General features: G+C 39.5%; 17 protein-coding genes. 10 read left to right on the top strand and 7 right to left on the bottom strand.

Annotated elements, in window-relative coordinates:
• Positions 1-50: 50 nt before the first annotated feature.
• Positions 51-761 (bottom strand): ornithine uptake porin CarO, encoded by a 711-nt coding sequence (gene carO, locus FTV27_RS01175; RefSeq protein ID WP_180023341.1) that lies wholly within the window; start codon positions 759-761, stop codon positions 51-53.
• 375 nt (positions 762-1136) lie between these two features.
• Between carO and dapD the strand changes: the two genes are divergently transcribed.
• The 5 genes from dapD to FTV27_RS01150 all read left to right on the top strand — a co-directional run bounded on the left by dapD (position 1137) and on the right by FTV27_RS01150 (position 4497).
• Positions 1137-1958 (top strand): 2,3,4,5-tetrahydropyridine-2,6-dicarboxylate N-succinyltransferase, encoded by an 822-nt coding sequence (gene dapD, locus FTV27_RS01170; RefSeq protein ID WP_078190347.1) that lies wholly within the window; start codon positions 1137-1139, stop codon positions 1956-1958.
• A gap of 113 nt (positions 1959-2071) precedes the next feature.
• The gene (gene queE / locus FTV27_RS01165; RefSeq protein WP_180076817.1) at positions 2072-2782 is read left to right on the top strand and encodes a 7-carboxy-7-deazaguanine synthase QueE; all 711 of its coding nucleotides are present in this window, start codon (positions 2072-2074) and stop codon (positions 2780-2782) included.
• Between the two features lie 29 nt (positions 2783-2811).
• On the top strand, positions 2812-3483 hold the full coding sequence (gene queC / locus FTV27_RS01160; protein ID WP_078190349.1) for a 7-cyano-7-deazaguanine synthase QueC: 672 nt from the start codon (positions 2812-2814) through the stop codon (positions 3481-3483).
• Between the two features lie 13 nt (positions 3484-3496).
• Complete coding sequence (locus FTV27_RS01155; RefSeq protein ID WP_078192024.1) at positions 3497-3904, top strand: hypothetical protein; 408 nt, start codon at positions 3497-3499, stop codon at positions 3902-3904.
• 134 nt (positions 3905-4038) lie between these two features.
• Entirely contained in the window at positions 4039-4497 is a 459-nt protein-coding gene (locus FTV27_RS01150) for a peroxiredoxin (RefSeq protein WP_111883962.1), read from the top strand.
• A gap of 60 nt (positions 4498-4557) precedes the next feature.
• Here FTV27_RS01150 and FTV27_RS01145 read toward each other — a convergent pair whose 3' ends face one another.
• Positions 4558-5157 carry a LysE/ArgO family amino acid transporter gene (locus FTV27_RS01145; protein ID WP_180076816.1) on the bottom strand — a complete coding sequence of 200 codons (600 nt, stop codon included), beginning with the start codon at positions 5155-5157 and terminating at the stop codon, positions 4558-4560.
• A gap of 138 nt (positions 5158-5295) precedes the next feature.
• Here FTV27_RS01145 and FTV27_RS01140 point away from each other — a divergent pair, with 138 nt between their 5' ends.
• Complete coding sequence (locus tag FTV27_RS01140; RefSeq protein ID WP_180076815.1) at positions 5296-6183, top strand: LysR family transcriptional regulator ArgP; 888 nt, start codon at positions 5296-5298, stop codon at positions 6181-6183.
• 16 nt (positions 6184-6199) lie between these two features.
• On the opposite strand, the gene FTV27_RS01135 is transcribed toward FTV27_RS01140, so the two are convergent.
• Positions 6200-6766, bottom strand: coding sequence for a YceI family protein (locus tag FTV27_RS01135; RefSeq protein ID WP_180076814.1), 567 nt, complete (start codon positions 6764-6766; stop codon positions 6200-6202).
• Positions 6767-6852: 86 nt separating this feature from the next.
• Entirely contained in the window at positions 6853-7422 is a 570-nt protein-coding gene (locus tag FTV27_RS01130) for a nicotinate-nicotinamide nucleotide adenylyltransferase (protein WP_180076813.1), read from the bottom strand.
• Between the two features lie 106 nt (positions 7423-7528).
• On the opposite strand from FTV27_RS01130, the gene FTV27_RS01125 reads away from it, so the two are divergent.
• Positions 7529-8329, top strand: coding sequence for an enoyl-CoA hydratase-related protein (locus tag FTV27_RS01125; RefSeq protein ID WP_078192396.1), 801 nt, complete (start codon positions 7529-7531; stop codon positions 8327-8329).
• Between the two features lie 95 nt (positions 8330-8424).
• Positions 8425-9198 (top strand): nitroreductase family protein, encoded by a 774-nt coding sequence (locus FTV27_RS01120; RefSeq protein ID WP_180076812.1) that lies wholly within the window; start codon positions 8425-8427, stop codon positions 9196-9198.
• A 208-nt stretch (positions 9199-9406) separates the two neighbouring features.
• On the opposite strand, the gene FTV27_RS01115 is transcribed toward FTV27_RS01120, so the two are convergent.
• Both FTV27_RS01115 and FTV27_RS01110 read right to left on the bottom strand, forming a co-directional pair.
• Positions 9407-9724, bottom strand: coding sequence for an NGG1p interacting factor NIF3 (locus tag FTV27_RS01115; RefSeq protein WP_180063429.1), 318 nt, complete (start codon positions 9722-9724; stop codon positions 9407-9409).
• Between the two features lie 18 nt (positions 9725-9742).
• On the bottom strand, positions 9743-10621 hold the full coding sequence (locus FTV27_RS01110) for a LysR family transcriptional regulator (RefSeq protein WP_180076811.1): 879 nt from the start codon (positions 10619-10621) through the stop codon (positions 9743-9745).
• A 156-nt stretch (positions 10622-10777) separates the two neighbouring features.
• On the opposite strand from FTV27_RS01110, the gene FTV27_RS01105 reads away from it, so the two are divergent.
• On the top strand, positions 10778-12520 hold the full coding sequence (locus FTV27_RS01105; RefSeq protein ID WP_180076810.1) for an FAD-dependent monooxygenase: 1743 nt from the start codon (positions 10778-10780) through the stop codon (positions 12518-12520).
• A gap of 302 nt (positions 12521-12822) precedes the next feature.
• Positions 12823-13440, top strand: coding sequence for a hypothetical protein (locus tag FTV27_RS01100; RefSeq protein WP_180076809.1), 618 nt, complete (start codon positions 12823-12825; stop codon positions 13438-13440).
• 34 nt (positions 13441-13474) lie between these two features.
• Here FTV27_RS01100 and FTV27_RS17130 read toward each other — a convergent pair whose 3' ends face one another.
• The gene (locus FTV27_RS17130; protein WP_257220672.1) at positions 13475-13603 is read right to left on the bottom strand and encodes a KGW motif small protein; all 129 of its coding nucleotides are present in this window, start codon (positions 13601-13603) and stop codon (positions 13475-13477) included.
• Between the last annotated feature and the right edge of the window lie 253 nt (positions 13604-13856).

The raw sequence follows: 13856 nt of genomic DNA, 5'->3' as shown, positions 1-13856 counted from the left end.
AAAACAAAAAAAACGAGCCGAAGCTCGTTTTTTTTTGTTTCAGTAAGAACTTACCAATGGTAGCTCACACCTACTTTACCTACTGGAAGCCATTCATATTTGTCATCTTGTTCGATGCTACGTTCATGGTCAGCAAGTAATTCGCGGTCAGCAGCAGTACCACCAACAGCCGTTAATTTTGCAGTTGGGTTACCAGTGTAATAAGCACCTACTTCACCGAATACGCCCCAGTTTTTATTTAATTTTGGTGCAAAACCAAAACCTAGGTATGGTGCGATATCGTTATCGTAAGACACTTTACCGTTTAGACGTTCGAAAGAAGTTTCTTTACCATCAATTTCGATTTCACCGCTTTTCGCTGTAGATTTCAAACCATATTCAGTGTCGATATAACCTACACCCGCAGCAACATAAAGACCTTGAGCCCATGGATTAGCACTTGCACCCCAAGGACGTACTTCTGCATTTAAGTAACCAACTTTGTTATCCATATCCATGTCGTATTTTACGCCATCTACAGATAAGTCATCTGACCATGAAATATCACCACCGTTATAACCTAATGCAAGGCCGACGTATGGGTTCGCAGTCCAAAGTAACGCACCACCATAACCAGTCGTACCCACTTCTAGACGAGCGCCAGTTGGGATAAGTTGGTTTTGATCAAATGCATAGCCATCATGAACTACAGAGGTATCTGCCATTGCAGTACCTGCAGCAGTAAGTAGAGCAGCTACTGTTAATAAACGTAATGATTTCATGTGTTTCTCCTCAAAATAAACTGTTATTCAGATTTCTACAGTCTTGTTATATGGCACATGTTAAAAGGAAACTCCGCTTAACTTTTATGCAAATTTACTGATTTTTTGTTAACTTTTGATACATTTAGATTTTAATATTGATTAATAAAGAGTTTTTGTTTGATTTTTTTAAACATAATAATGATGCTTGAGAACAATTCTGTATATTTTGCGTATTTTTTATACAAATTTTATGAAAGTGCTACATCTATCACCCTTAGTTTCTTGGTTTTAGCGCTTGCTTAATAATTAATTCCGATCCTAGGCCGATTTACCATCTATTTTTGACTCGATTTAGTGTAAAATCTTGGAAAATTTTTTTCTGGATGGAAGAACATGTCTCAGCTTTCAACAATCATTGAACAAGCGTTTGAAGACCGTGCTAATTTCACTGCAGCTGACTGTCCTGCTGAAGTACGTGCAGCAGTAGAAGAAGTGATCGCTGGCCTAGATAACGGTACATTACGTGTTGCTGAAAAAATTGATGGTGAATGGATTGTTCATCAATGGGTGAAAAAAGCCGTTTTGCTTTCATTCAAATTGAACGACAACAAACCAATGGAAGCTTGTGACTTACGCTTCTATGACAAAGTTGATACTAAGTTCTCTGACTGGACTGAAGAACAATTTAAAGCTGCTGGTGTACGTGTAGTACCACCTGCTGTGGCGCGTAAAGGTTCTTTCCAAGCGAAAAATGTTGTATTGATGCCTTCATATGTCAATATTGGTGCATACGTTGACGAAGGTACTATGGTTGATACATGGGCAACTGTTGGTTCATGTGCACAAATTGGTAAAAACGTACACTTATCTGGTGGCGTTGGTATTGGTGGTGTTCTTGAACCGCTTCAAGCAAACCCAACAATCATTGAAGACAACTGCTTTATCGGCGCGCGTTCTGAAATCGTTGAAGGTGTAATCGTAGAAGAAGGTTCTGTGATTTCAATGGGCGTATTCATTGGTCAATCGACTAAGATTTATGACCGTGAAACTGGCGAAATCCATTACGGCCGTGTTCCTGCTGGTTCTGTTGTGGTTTCTGGTAGCCTGCCTTCAAAATGCGGCAAATACAGCCTATATGCTGCAGTAATCGTTAAAAAAGTTGACGCGAAAACTCGTGCGAAAACAAGCTTGAACGAATTATTACGCGAAGACTAAGTTTTTATTTCAGCGGAGCATTCTTGTTCCGTGGAGCTTCTATCGCTCCTCGTCTCTACGGTTAGCAATAATCGTAGAGATTTTTTGTTTTTTTATATCTGGTTAATTTTGCTATGAATACCCTTCGATCTTCCGCTATTCCTGTTTCTGATCCGTCTGCGGGTTTACGTATTACGGAGATTTTTTATTCATTGCAAGGTGAAGCCAATACCGCAGGTTTGCCTACGGTCTTTATCCGCTTAACGGGCTGTCCGTTACGTTGCACTTATTGTGATACAACCTATTCGTTTGAAGGCGGTGAACGCCAATCATTAGAAGAAATTATTCAAACTACTTTAGATTTTAAAACCCCTTATATTTGCGTGACGGGTGGTGAGCCGCTTGCTCAACCGAACGCCCTTCCCCTTATGACTCGTCTGGCCGATTTAGGCTGCGAAGTGTCTGTAGAAACCAGTGGTGCTTTAGATGTGTCTAAAGTTGACCCACGTGTTTCAAAGGTTGTGGATTTAAAAACCCCGACATCGGGTGAAGTTGCACGAAACTTGCTTAGCAACTTCGATCATTTAACAGCGCATGATCAGATCAAATTTGTGATTTGTAATCGTGAAGACTATGAATGGTCAAAACAGCAAGTTGAGCGCTATAAACTAAACGAAAAAGTTAGCACCATTTGGTTCTCCCCAGCATTCGCAGTAGAAAAAGGTGCGGTTCGTTTGCCTCAGCTTGCACGTGATTTAGCACAATGGATTTTAGAAGACCATCTCCCTGTTCGCTTCCAATTGCAATTACATAAATTGCTTTGGAACGATGAAACTGGTCGTTAAGTTTTAAAGAATTATTTGGAGTAATGCATATGCGCCCTCGTGCCATAGTTTTATTGTCTGGCGGCTTAGACTCAACCACTTGTTTAGCTTGGGCTCAAGCGCGTTATGAATGTATCGCCTTGAGTTTTATGTATGGTCAACGTTCTACGACAGAACTAGATGCTGCACGTGAGTTAACTAAGCAGGCTGGTGTAGAACATCGTGTTATTAATATCGATTTAGGTAACTTAGGTGGCTCTGCGTTAACTGACCATAGCATTGAAGTTCCTGATCATGAACAAGCCGGTATTCCTGTAACTTATGTACCAGCGCGTAACACGATTTTCTTGTCATATGCTTTAGCTGCGGCGGAAGTTTTTGGTGCAGAAGCGATTGTCATTGGGATCAATGCAGTTGATTACTCAGGCTATCCAGACTGCCGTCCAGAGTTTATCGAAGCATTTGCCAACATGGCTCGCCTTGCAACGAAGGTTGGCGTTGAAGGAAAACCACTTAAATTTGAAACACCTCTGTTACATTTATCCAAAGCAAATATCATTCGCTTAGGTATAGAACATGGCGTAGACTACAGTCAAACGGTGTCTTGCTATCAAGCAGATGACCAAGGTCGTGCTTGCGGTAAATGCGATAGCTGCCGTCTTCGTAAACAAGGTTTCGTTGACGCAGGTGTTGAAGATCCGACACGTTACATACCGAAATAACAAGGTAGGGTTTATGAAAAATTTAAAATCAAACATTATTCTTTCTGCTGCTTTCTCTGCAGCTGCATTGTTTGCTTCAGTTGCACACGCTGACAACGACAAGCTTCAACAAGCATATAAGAGCACTAACGTAAAATCTTCGTTAATTAATGTTTGTAAAGAAGAAACTGGCAAAGGTAAAAAACTAACTGCCGCTGAAGTTAGCAAATACTGTACTTGTGCTGTTGAAGCAGATGGTCGTTTAACCAATGCTCAAAAATGGGAAATCCAAAGCACAATCAACCAGAAGAAAAGCCCTGCAACACTCGCTTTTGTTCAAAAACAAAATAAAGACCTTCAAGCATGTTTCGGTCCTCAGTTAACAGGTAAATTAAAAAATTTAACTGAAGAAGCAATGAAATCTGCTCAAGCGAAAAAATAATTTTCGTCTTAAAAAAGCCTGCAAATGCAGGCTTTTTTATTGCTTTAAGTTCAAAGTAAATTCTGTATGATGGTCATATTTCACATACTTTGTTTAAGCCCCTTTAGGGATAAGACACGAAAAAGGAAATCTTCATGACTGAAATTAGCTTACCAAATCAAACCTTTCCAACTACCTCAGGTGAAGTTAACCTTGCGGAACTTAACAATGACTGGCTGATTGTTTACTTCTACCCTAAAGATTCAACACCGGGATGTACGACGCAAGCCATTGGGTTTTCATGCTTAAAAGATCAGTTTGATGCGCTTAATACACCAATCTACGGCATTTCTCGTGACTCGGTTAAAGCCCATCAAAACTTCACTGAAAAGCAAAATCTAAGCATTGATTTAATCAGTGATAAAGAAGAAGTGCTATGTCAGCATTTTGATGTAATTAAAGAAAAAAATATGTATGGCAAAAAGGTCATGGGCATCGAACGTTCAACCTTTATTTTCCATCATGGCAAGCTGGTAAAAGAATATCGTAAAGTTAAAGCCGCAGGCCATGCAGAACAAGTCTTAGAAGATTTAAAAGCATTACAAGCAGCATAAAAGTAATGATTTGAGCCCGCTCCTTTAGGAATGGGCTCAAACTTAATAAGAAGCTTCTAACTAGAGCAATAATGAAATTGCAATTCCCCACATCACAACGCCAATAATAAAGTCTAAAACCTTCCATGCCTTTGCACTTTGGAAGAGCGGTAATAAATAGCGCGCACCAAATCCGAGGACAAAGAAAAATACCCATGAAGCTGTAATTGCCCCAACCGCAAAATATACAGCAGTCGACTCAAACTTCGTTGAAATAGACCCAATCAGCACAACCGTATCGAGATATACATGTGGATTTAACCACGTTAAAGCCAAGCAAATCAGTACCAGTTTCAATAATTTGGTTTCATTCTTCTCACTGGGCGCTAAACTGCTCGAAGTTTTAAAGGCTTGCAGAAAATGTTGTGCTCCATAAACTGCTAAAAAGGTTGCGCCCAAATATTTCGCTACACTCAAAATTTCCGGATGACTTTCAACCAATTGGGAGAATCCGAGCACTCCCAGTAAGATGAGTATCGAATCAGAAGTAGCACAAATTGCGCAAAGCCAAAAGACATACTGCTTTTTTAACCCTTGCTTGAGAATAAACGCATTTTGCGCACCAATCGCGATAATTAGGCTAAATCCAATTGCGAGCCCTTGCATATAACTGTGCAACATTTTTAACTACACTTTCAAAGCTTTAAATGAATGTTGCTATTATCCAAGCTAATTGCTAAAAATAAGTATTTATAAATAAATATCAATATAACTAAGTTTTTCTTAGTTTGTGAAATTTCTAATGCTCATAGGTGACTCATGTTACAAAGCAAACATAGCGAAGCTTTTCTTGCAGTTGCTGAAACAGGAAGCTTTGAACAAGCGGCACTGCGTTTAAACATTACGGCATCTGCGGTCACGCTCAGGCTGCAAACCTTAGAAAAGAAATTAGGTCATGTACTCATTGTGCGTGAACGGCCCTGCCGCCCAACACTCGCAGGCCAATCTTTATTGCATTATCTACAACACAGCAAATTACTAGAACATAATTTTCTGCAAAATCTAACAGGACAAACGGCGAATGCTTTCTATCAAGTCAATATTGCAACCAATGCTGACTCACTTGCGACATGGTTGCTTCCGCTACTCAAAGATCTCTTAATTGAAGAAAAAATCGTGATTCATTTTCAGGTCGATGATCAGTCACAAACACATCATTTATTAGAAGCAGGACTGGTCAATGCCTGTGTCACAACAGAATCGGAAGCCATGAAGGGCTGCATTGCAGAATATCTGGGTGAAATGCATTATCGATTTGTAGCAACCCCTGATTTTATCCAAAGATGGTTCGGTCAAGGCGTGACGCGAAATGCCTTAAGGGCTGCGCCTGCACTGATTTTTAATGAGAAAGATGACCTGCATACGCAATCGATTCAGAAGAATTTCGGGCTCAATCCTTCACAATATCCGCATCATTTGATTCCCTCTTCAACTGCATTTTTTGATGCCATTACGATGGGCTTGGGCTATGGATGGTTACCCGACTATCAAAGCAAAGACTTATTAGCAGCGGGAAAATTGATAGAGCTTTCAACAGAACTCAGTATTGATTTAGCCTTGTATTGGCATCATTGGAACCAACAATCAATTCAATTACAGAAAATAACTGCTGTTATGCTACAACACGCCAAAGATCATATGTGTTGAAGCCAGCAAAATAGGGTTATTCAATCCGCCATTGGCCTTTGAGTTGTATTAATACTTGCTCCCCTACACCACCAAGTGCTTTACGCATACCAAAATCACTACGTTTAATGGTTGCTAAAGATTGAACATCCAACACTTTTGGATTTTGTGGACTAGGGGCAAGTGTGGTATCAAAGATCACAGGTTTAGTGATGCCACGAATGGTGAGATCCCCTCGAATCATATACTTGGCATAAGCGACTGGTTCGATTTGTTTACTGACAAACTTCACTTGCTTAAATTCAGCAGCATCAAAATATTCGCTCCCCAAGATTAATCCTTTCAAGCTTGGGTTACTAAAACTGATGCTATCCACATCTAACACTAAATGCGCTGAACCTTTATGCGGAACTTCAGGATCAAACTTAAGATTCGACTGAACCTTATTAAAGCGGCCTTCTACAATAGACAGCCCCACAGATTTAATACCAAAAGTGACCTGACTATTAGGCGTTAGCGTCCATTCAGCAGCATGTAGGGGCAATACGCAACATAAAGCGAAGGCTCCCATATATTTTGCAAACGTTCCCTGACGCAAATTCATGTTTTTCTCCTGAATAAAATACAGCCTAAAAGCACTACAATGTTTATTTTTTTACTCCATTGTGGTGCTAGAAATTAAGCATTTTTTTATAGCAGATTTGTTTTATCCTGAGTCATAAATTTGTGTTGAAGTTGTTTATAAATGTCTGTCTGTTGAAATTTTTGCAAAAAATCGACGGTACCTTGAGGAAAGGCATCTCTTTCAATTTCACCACGAAAATACGCTTCACGTACTGGTGTCGCAGAAATCGCCCCTTCTAGACTATCCAGCTCAACCATTTTCCACTCGGGGAAGAATTTTAAATAATAAGAAGAATCATCTTTAAAATGCCCGATCAAACCGACTTTTGCATTCGTTTCAACTACATCATCTACCAAAGATTTGACTAACTTTTGCCATTTTTCATCGTTATATACATCAATCACATGCACAAACTTGATTCGCTTCTGATCTTGCTCTGAAAAATTCGACAGGATCATCTGCTCACGTTCTACAGCCAAAAATGGATTTTTGATATTACGTTCATTTTGCGCCGAACCCAGTGCTAAAAGCACATATTGACTTTGTTGCAAGGCAATTTTAATGGTTTGCAGATGTGCTAAATGGAACGGCTGAAAACGCCCAATGAAAACCAAATAATCAAATGTATATTTCATATCAAATCAAACTTTTTATGAACTGAGCAGTTGTGCCACAGGCTGAAATATGCGACATAATGTCGAGCATAAAATCAAAACGAAACTTTTACGCAAGGATAGTACGATGACACTGAGCTGTATTCAACAACCCCATGAACATTTGAATGCGAATTTGGACAATGGCGTACTGACCTTAGCCATTAACCGACCTCAGGCGAAGAACGCGCTGTATACAGAATTATATCTGTGGATTGCAAAAGCATTAGATGAAGCTGATCAAGATACTTCAGTGCGTGTAGTTGTACTCCGTGGTCAAGATGCGGACTTCAGTGCGGGCAATGACATGCAAGATTTTATGAAATCTGCTGCTCAAAAAGGGCAAGCTCCAGCTTCTGAAGGCGCACCGTTCATTTTATTAAAATCTGCTGCTCAATTTTCTAAGCCGCTGATTGCTGCGGTTCGCGGTGTTGCCATTGGGATTGGTGTTACGATTCTGCTTCATTGCGATCTAGTCTACAGCGACAATACTGCCCTATTCCAAATTCCGTTTGTGAGCCTTGGTCTATCGCCTGAAGGTGCATCGAGCAAGCTATTGGTTCAACAAGCCGGCTACCATAAAGCGGCGGAATTACTGTTAACTGCTCAGAAGTTTGATAGTGCGACAGCGCTTTCAGCAAATTTGGTCAATAGCATCGAAGAAGATGCTTATGCGACAGCTGCGAAAAAAGCAGCACAGTTATCTGCACTTCCACTAGCGTCTTTGGTTCAATCAAAAGCATTAATGAAACATAATGTAGATGAAATCGTGGCATGGATTGACCATGAAGCTGAAATTTTCATGGATCGAGTAGGCTCTCCAGAAATGATGGAAGCTGTTGCCGCCTTTATGCAAAAACGCAAACCTGACTTCTCTCAGTTCAATTAATGTTTTAATGGAACTAAAAAACCACTCATATTTGGGTGGTTTTTTTCATCTCAGCCCCAATCTATTTTCTAAATTAAAAAACTGGATGTTTCCACATGACTGCAGTATCACAAACTGAAACTAAACCTGAAAAGAAACGCTACTACGAGCCTGCGCCTGAAGGCATCGATATCGAGAATTTTAAAAAAGTTGTACAAAGCCGTCGTTCTGTACGTAAGTTTACCGACAAGGCCATCCCAAACAATGTTTTAGATGAATGCCTAGACCTCGCCTTGCTTGCACCGAATTCATCGAATTTACAACCGTGGACATTCTACGTCGTTCAAAACCCTACAAAGAAAAAACAATTAGTGAAAGCTTGCTTAGGGCAACTAGCTGCAAAAACTGCTGCTGAATTAATTGTCTGTGTCGCGCGTACTGACCGTGTAGATGAAATGGCTAAACGTAATATTTCCGAATTTCCATTCCCTGAAGCACCTGCAGCTGTGCAGAAATATTACAAGTTCATTCCTTTTAACTATAAGACAGGCTACTTCAACGCCTTAGGTAACTTTAAGAAAGTAGCTTTCAAAGTAGCACGTACACTGGATAAACAATTGCCTGTAACAGCTTTTAATGAAGCAGATGCAAAACTTTGGGCGAGCAAAACCACAGCATTGGCTTGTGAAAACTTAGTTTTGGCTTTACGTGCCTATGGTTTTGACAGTTGTATGATGGAAGGTTTTGATGAACCTTTGGTGAAGAGGATTTTAGGATTAAATGCCCAGCAATACCCAGTGATGGTGATTGGTGCAGGTGAACGTGCTAAAGATGGTGTGTTCTTCCCGCAGTATCGTTTTGACCGTGATTTATTTATTCAGAAGGTTTAACTTGCTTTCAATTGAATACTCACAACCTCAATTAGCTACGTGACTTTAGTGTATAACGCGTAGGTATTACGTTACTTTGAAGGATCAAAGTAACCAAAATCCCTTGTTAGACAGAAGATTCATCCTTGAATCTCTGTCTAACGGGTGACATCCATGTCACCCTTCGTGTATCTACTTTTTTCTATAACTTAAAAATTTAAAAGCATCATTAAAATTGAATATCCACCATTTGAATAAACTCAAATGCCGGCTCTTCATAAGGATGACTTGCTTTTAAAGCCCTCGCTACCGCACTTGCCTTTTCTTCAGGCACGATGGTTTCCACGCGCCATTCAGGGATAGACTCTAGCTGCTCCAACTCACCAATAAATGGATTTGCACCTTTTACAGGTTTAAATTGCCCCTTCCCTAAAACTTGCCAAGCACAGTGTTCATAGTTTCCTATACCACCTGCTCCTGCTTCAAATACGGCCAATTTAGTCGACTCTAAGTGAGACTCAGGTACATAATAAATCAGTTTTAACATTGGTTATTCCAGACGCTATTATGCAGTTACATTATTTAAAGCACTGTAAATCATTTTCAATGCAACATTATTCGATGCATTCGGATAGGTTGCATATAAACCTAGTTTCGGTAATTCCACATCTGTTTGAATGACTTTGACCGAATCATTTAAAAATTTGAGTAAATATTCGGGCACAAAACTCAGGCCCATGCCCATATTAATCAAATTTAAATGCTGCATGACATTTGTTACCCACAGCATATGATCATGTTGATGCTGATCCAAAGGAATCAAGGCATTTAAGGTATCGTAAAACACAGGAGAAGCATTTTGTTCACACATAATAATGGTGTGATTTTTTAACTCTTGAAGTTTTAAGATTCGATCTGATGGATGCAGATGCGCTGCACCGACTAGATAGATCTGCTCACTTAAAACCTGAATATTGGTAAAGTCGTCATGACTTAAGTGATATCGCGTAAAACTAATATCCAATTCAGTATTTTTTAGTTTTTGAATCTGCTCTGTACACGTCAAGCTATGTAAATGAATTTTTAAATCAGGGATATGTTGTTTTAATTGCGCCAAAATACTCGGCATAATTTTCAATTCTGCGACATTTAAAAAGCCAATATGTATTTGATTATTTTTGGCTTGCGCCACGTGGCGAGCTGCAGCTACAGCTTGTTTGGCATTTTCAAGTGCTTGCTCTGCATATTTCAGAAAAGCCTGCCCTTCGTCGGTCAGTAAGACTTTACGAGCAGAACGTTCAAATAATTGCACCCCAACCTCCTGCTCTAAGTCTTTAATTTGCTGACTGAGCGATGGTTGTGCTGTAAATAGTTTTTCCGCTGCCTTAGTGAAACTCTGTTCTTTCGCCACCGTCACAAAATAACGTAAATGTCGTAATTCCATTCGCTTCACTCCACACACTCACTACATCACCCGTGTCATGCAGTCAAAATACCAATAGATCTATAGTTTATATGAATATCCATTCTACTCGGAAAATCATTTGCCTAGACTGCGGACTATTCCAAGTTTGCGCTTCACATACACATGGAGTTTTGTATGACACAGCAATTCGATACCGATGTTCTGATTATTGGCACAGGGCCTGCAGGTTCTACTTTAGGTTTGGCCTTGGCAAATTACGGCATACAGGTTCAGCTTTTTACCCAATTTAATTGGTTAGCCAATAGTCCACGTGCCCATATTACCAACCAACGTGCGATGGAAGTGTTACGTGACTTAGGTATCGAAGAACAAGTTCTCGACATTGCCACACCTTGGGAACAAATGGGTGAAAGCCTCATTACCACCAGTCTTGTCGGTGAAGAAATTGCCCGCATGAGTGCTTGGGGAACGGGCGATGAACGTCATGGCGATTATATTAAAGGCAGTCCTTGTCCATTGGTCGATCTCATTCAGCCGAAAATGGAAGCTTTGTTAGTAAAAAATGCGGCTGAACGTGGTGCAATTTATAATTTTAATACTGAATATTTATCGCATATCCAAGATGAACATGGCGTAACAGCAACATTCCTTAATCGCATTACCCAAACTGAATTTAGCTTACGTGCCAAATATTTAATTGGCATGGATGGTGCGCGTTCTAAAGTGCTTGAAGAGCTTGATTTGCCCCTCGAAGGGATCATGGCTCGTGCAGGTACAGTCTATGTCACGTTTAAAGCTGATCTTTCACAATACGTGAAACACCGCCCTGCTATTTTGCAATGGATTGTTAACCCTGAAGCCAGCTTTGGTGATCTGGGTATGGGCTTACTCCGTGCTATTACACCTTGGAATGAATGGATTATGGGTTGGGGCTTTGATATTTCCAAAGGCGAACCGCAAGTCACCGAACAGCAAGTGCGTGCGCGTTTAAATGCCTTTGTCGGCGCTGAAGTTGAAAATGTCGAAATTCAAAAACTGTCTTATTGGTATGTGAACCAAACATGGGCAACTGAATACTCGAAAGGTCGTGTATTCTGCGGCGGTGATGCGGTACATCGTCATCCACCATCAAGTGGCTTAGGTTCAAATACCTGTATGCAAGATGCTTTTAACCTCGGTTGGAAATTGGCATATGCCATTAAAGGTTGGGCTGCTCCTACTCTACTTGATTCTTATACATTAGAGCGTGCGCCTGTTGGCAAGCAAATCGTGGCGCGTGCCAATCAATCTCGCTTTGACTATAAGCATCTCAAAGAGGTATTTGGTTTTGACCAAGGCATCACAACTCAAGCTCAAATGATGCAACGTATTTTTGCAGAAGATGAACAAGCTGCAGAAATCCGTCAAAAACTGTTCCATGCTTTAGAAATTAAAAACTTGGAGTTTAACGCGCAAGGTGTAGAGCTAAATCAACGTTATACGTCCAATGCAGTGATGGTTGAATCTGAACCTGAAGTATTTGAAAAAGATCAACAACTGTACTTACAAGCGACCACACGTCCAGGTGCTAAAGTACCGCATACATGGTTGATTAATACCAAAGGCCAAAAAATTTCAACCTTAGACATCACAGGCAAAGGGCGTTTTACCTTAATTACGGGCTTGTCTGGCAAAGGCTGGAAGCAAGCTACAGAAGCTTTGGATTTGCCTTATTTGGATGTTATTCAAGTTGGTTCTCGTGAATACCGTGACGTTTATGGTACATGGAATGCGAAATCTGAAATTCATGAATCAGGCGCTGTCTTAGTTCGTCCAGATGGTTATGTCGCTTGGCGATACCAAGACAGTACTAATGCTGCTTTTGATTATGAAAATACGTTGAAGGCTGTCTTAAAGCAGATTCAGTTAATGATTTAAATAGAATCATTAACAGTCAATCATCAAATCAAATTTTAATATTTGATCACGGAACCTGCGACATGGATGTCGCCCGCTAGACTCTGTCGGACTAAATGTTGAGTTGGTATTGTCTCTAAATTTACCACGTACAGTGCTCAAAATTACCTACCTCTGACACCTGCTTCAAATACGGCAAGTTTGGTAGATTTAAGATGCTATTCAGGTATGAAGTAGATAAGCTTAAGCATTGCATTTGATATATGAAAATTTACCTAATGCTAAGTTATATTAGACCTATTAAAAATATATAAAGATTAACAATGACTAAAACCTTTGAACAACAATGGAATGATCACTTTCCAAATAAAGTTCCAATTCCATACGTATTTAAATTTTATTTTTCAGAATATTGGTTCCGTATACACAGTTTGCCAAACTCTAAACAATATGCCGATTCAAAAGAAGAAGAGCTACTTTTATTAGATCGTCAAAATCAGATCATCACAGATTGTTTAGGCTTAGATACCTCGGTTTACCTTGTGACAGGTAATTATGTTACGCCACATTATTCTCAGCCAGAGCCAAATTATTTCCACCCTGAGTATGATAGAAGAAAAATCATTTCCTACAATTTAATAGAATCATCTTCTATGAATCTACATCAGATAGATCCTGAATACTTTGATGATGGTGATGAAAATGATGTCTGTTTTATACCCTTATACACTCAAATAATATGGGAGCCTAAAAAACATGATGATTTATTATTAAAAATTGCAAATGAAGAAATTCATGCATTTCTCGTTTCATTTGAAAAAAAAATTATTGTTGCACCTTATGATGGTGGTATTGATTTTATTATTTGGGATAAGAAGTTTAAAATGCAATTGAAAGAAAAATATAGTGCTTTGTTACCATCTAACGCGGAAGGCTTATAAAAACCGCCTCACGGCGGTTTCAATTGTTCAAATATTACATCTGCAACGCATAACCCAAAAATAAAAACACCAACTGCAAACACACCACTGCACCAAAAAGCTTCCAACCCTTTTTACGCAGCGCAGACTTATCCACTGCCGAATATTCTACTATTTTAATCATGTCATCACCTCATCATGAGTGTTGATACTGAACTCGTTTACTTATCCATCTTTCTTTTATCTTGCTAGTCTTTAATCTTGCATAGTTATTGTGCATAAATTACACACTAGCATGTTTCCACAAATATAAAAGCAAAATCTAAACCAAGTTCAGTGGGAGAAATAAAAATTTAAAACCAACAAAAAACCACCCGCAGGTGGTTAAAAATCGAAAGCGATTATATGTGTAAAAATAAGCATTCACAATAATTAAT

It is taken from the genome of Acinetobacter sp. YH12251, assembly GCF_013417465.1.
In the GTDB taxonomy this organism is placed as follows: Bacteria; Pseudomonadota; Gammaproteobacteria; order Pseudomonadales; family Moraxellaceae; genus Acinetobacter; species Acinetobacter amyesii.
This window is presented reverse-complemented; position numbering and strand designations above follow the sequence as displayed.

What these genes read in the sequence shown, in the direction of transcription:
- queC (WP_078190349.1), top strand. Translation starts at nt 2,812, where the DNA reads ATGCGCCCTCGTGCCATAGTTTTATTGTCTGGCGGCTTAGACTCAACC.
- carO (WP_180023341.1), bottom strand. Translation starts at nt 761, where the DNA reads ATGAAATCATTACGTTTATTAACAGTAGCTGCTCTACTTACTGCTGCA.
- dapD (WP_078190347.1), top strand. Translation starts at nt 1,137, where the DNA reads ATGTCTCAGCTTTCAACAATCATTGAACAAGCGTTTGAAGACCGTGCT.
- FTV27_RS01115 (WP_180063429.1), bottom strand. Translation starts at nt 9,724, where the DNA reads ATGTTAAAACTGATTTATTATGTACCTGAGTCTCACTTAGAGTCGACT.
- FTV27_RS01130 (WP_180076813.1), bottom strand. Translation starts at nt 7,422, where the DNA reads ATGAAATATACATTTGATTATTTGGTTTTCATTGGGCGTTTTCAGCCG.
- FTV27_RS01125 (WP_078192396.1), top strand. Translation starts at nt 7,529, where the DNA reads ATGACACTGAGCTGTATTCAACAACCCCATGAACATTTGAATGCGAAT.
- FTV27_RS01120 (WP_180076812.1), top strand. Translation starts at nt 8,425, where the DNA reads ATGACTGCAGTATCACAAACTGAAACTAAACCTGAAAAGAAACGCTAC.
- FTV27_RS01105 (WP_180076810.1), top strand. Translation starts at nt 10,778, where the DNA reads ATGACACAGCAATTCGATACCGATGTTCTGATTATTGGCACAGGGCCT.
- FTV27_RS01155 (WP_078192024.1), top strand. Translation starts at nt 3,497, where the DNA reads ATGAAAAATTTAAAATCAAACATTATTCTTTCTGCTGCTTTCTCTGCA.
- FTV27_RS17130 (WP_257220672.1), bottom strand. Translation starts at nt 13,603, where the DNA reads ATGATTAAAATAGTAGAATATTCGGCAGTGGATAAGTCTGCGCTGCGT.
- FTV27_RS01100 (WP_180076809.1), top strand. Translation starts at nt 12,823, where the DNA reads ATGACTAAAACCTTTGAACAACAATGGAATGATCACTTTCCAAATAAA.
- queE (WP_180076817.1), top strand. Translation starts at nt 2,072, where the DNA reads ATGAATACCCTTCGATCTTCCGCTATTCCTGTTTCTGATCCGTCTGCG.
- FTV27_RS01145 (WP_180076816.1), bottom strand. Translation starts at nt 5,157, where the DNA reads ATGTTGCACAGTTATATGCAAGGGCTCGCAATTGGATTTAGCCTAATT.
- FTV27_RS01140 (WP_180076815.1), top strand. Translation starts at nt 5,296, where the DNA reads ATGTTACAAAGCAAACATAGCGAAGCTTTTCTTGCAGTTGCTGAAACA.
- FTV27_RS01110 (WP_180076811.1), bottom strand. Translation starts at nt 10,621, where the DNA reads ATGGAATTACGACATTTACGTTATTTTGTGACGGTGGCGAAAGAACAG.
- FTV27_RS01135 (WP_180076814.1), bottom strand. Translation starts at nt 6,766, where the DNA reads ATGAATTTGCGTCAGGGAACGTTTGCAAAATATATGGGAGCCTTCGCT.
- FTV27_RS01150 (WP_111883962.1), top strand. Translation starts at nt 4,039, where the DNA reads ATGACTGAAATTAGCTTACCAAATCAAACCTTTCCAACTACCTCAGGT.